Source organism: Myxococcus sp. AM009 (assembly GCF_013372605.1).
Taxonomy (GTDB): Bacteria; Myxococcota; Myxococcia; order Myxococcales; family Myxococcaceae; genus Myxococcus; species Myxococcus vastator.
The window spans coordinates 1-1939 of the sequence record NZ_JABXEP010000330.1; the positions used below are offsets into that span (position 1 = coordinate 1).

The following is a 1939-nucleotide window of genomic DNA, read 5'->3' on the forward strand; positions in this document are numbered from 1 at the left end:
CCACCGGCCCCGCCAGCGCGTACAGCCAGGCCACCGCCAGGAAGAGCACCGCCCCGCCCGTCAGCGTGTAGCGCAGGTAGATGCGCCCGGCGCGCAACGCCTCGTCCGTGCCCGCGTGCACCACCAGCGGGTAGGTGCTCACCGTCAGCAGTTCGTAGAAGAGGAGGAAGGTGATGGGGTTGCCCGCGAAGGAGATGCCCATGGTCGCGGTGACGCACAGGCTGAAGAAGCCGAAGAAGCGCCGCAGGTGGTGCGAGCCCTCCAGGTAGCCCACCGCGTACAGCGTCGTGACGAGCCACAGCAGCGACGACAGCGTGGCGAAGAGCATGCTCAGCGAGTCGCTGCTCAGCACCAGCTCCAGCCCTGGCCCCAGGCCCAGCCCCAGCCGCGTCTCGTAGCGCTGGCCATGGAAGACGCCCCACACCATGTCCGCCACCAGGCCCGCCTTCAGCGTGGCCCCGCTCACGTTGAGCGCCGTGCGCGCGCGGCGCCACGACTCGGGCATGGAGAAGATGACCGCGCCCGTCACCAACGACGTGCCCAGCACCAGTACCGGCAGCCAGGTGTTCCACGCGCTCATGGCCTCCTCCGCCCGAGCGTCCCCAGTGGCTCTGGCGCCCCCACCTCCAGCAGCGCCAGCGGCGCGGACGACACCAGCCCCAGCGCCACCGCCGCCAGCGCCAGCGCCAGCGCCACCGCCTCCAGGGTGCGCGGCACCCGCGCCACCGTCGGCGGAGGCCCGGAGGGCACGGCCATCGCGAGCGCCAGCACCCGCAGCAGGTAGCCCGCCGCCAGCAGCCCGCCGCCGACGATGACCACCGCCAGCGCCCAGGCCTCCGCCTCCAGCGCGCCGCGCAGCAGCAGCCACTTGGCCACGAAGCCGCCGCTGGGCGGCAGCCCCATCAGGCTCAGGCTGGCCAGCGCGAAGGCCAGGAACGTCATGGGCAGCGCCGCGCCCGCGCCCCGCAGCTCCTCCACCCGGTCATGCCCCAGTGCGCGCTGCACGTTGCCCGCCGCCAGGAAGAGCGCCGCCTTGGCGCACGCGTGCGCGAGCAGGAAGTAGACGGCCCCCGCCAGGGCCGCGCTCGCCCCCGCGGTGCCCGCCATTGGGAAGGCGAGGAACGGGTAGCCCAGCTGCCCCACCGTGGAGTACGCCACCACGCCCTTGAGCCGCCGCTGCCGCAGCGCCAGCAGCGAGCCCCAGACGATGGCGCCCACCCCCAGCGCCCCCAGCGCCGCGTCCAGCGCGGGCGTCCGCGCCCCGGCGAACACGGTGAAGCCCAGCCGCAGCTGCGCGTAGATCGCCGCCTTCACCACCAGCGCGGACAGCAGCGCGCTGGCGGGCGCCGGGGCGCTGGCGTGCGCGGGCGGCAGCCACCCGTGCAGCGGCAGCAGCGCCGCCTTCGCGGACAGGCCCGCCATGGCCAGGGCCAGCGCCAGCCCCGTGGTCGGCGAGGGCCGCACCCGCGCGGCGAGCTCCGCCATGTCCAGCACGCCATACTCCGCGTACAGCAGCGCCACCGCCAGCAGGTAAACCAGCGAGCCGCCCAGGGCCACCAGCACGTAGCGCTCCGCGGCCACGCGCGCCACCGCGCCGTGGCCCAGGGCCACCAGGCCCACGGCGGCAATCGACGTCACCTCGAAGGCGACGTAGAGGTTGAAGACGTCGCCGACGACCGCCACCGCGCCCAGCCCGCACGCCAGCGTCAGCCACAGCGGCCAGAAGAAGTCGCGCTCGTGGCCCGGGGGGAAGTAGCGCCACGCATGCACGGCGACGCCCGCGCCCACCCCGGCCACCATCGCCACCACCACGGCGGACAGGCTCTGTCCCTCCAGGTACTCCATGATGAGGAAAGGCCGCCCGTCGCGCATGCCCAAATCGTAGAGCGACACGATGTGCGCGTCCTGGATGAGCGTCAGCGTGCGCGCCGCCTGGAGG

The 1939-nt window shown here is 74.2% G+C and carries 2 protein-coding genes; both read right to left on the reverse strand.

The window, feature by feature from the left end; genetic code table 11:
• Positions 1 to 580 (reverse strand): proton-conducting transporter membrane subunit (locus HV824_RS35590; RefSeq protein ID WP_303623457.1); only part of this gene is annotated, 580 nt, incomplete at its 3' end.
• Positions 577 to 1939: complex I subunit 5 family protein (locus HV824_RS35595; protein ID WP_176425250.1), on the reverse strand; the 1363-nt coding region annotated here is incomplete at its 5' end. The genes HV824_RS35595 and HV824_RS35590, both read right to left, overlap by 4 nt.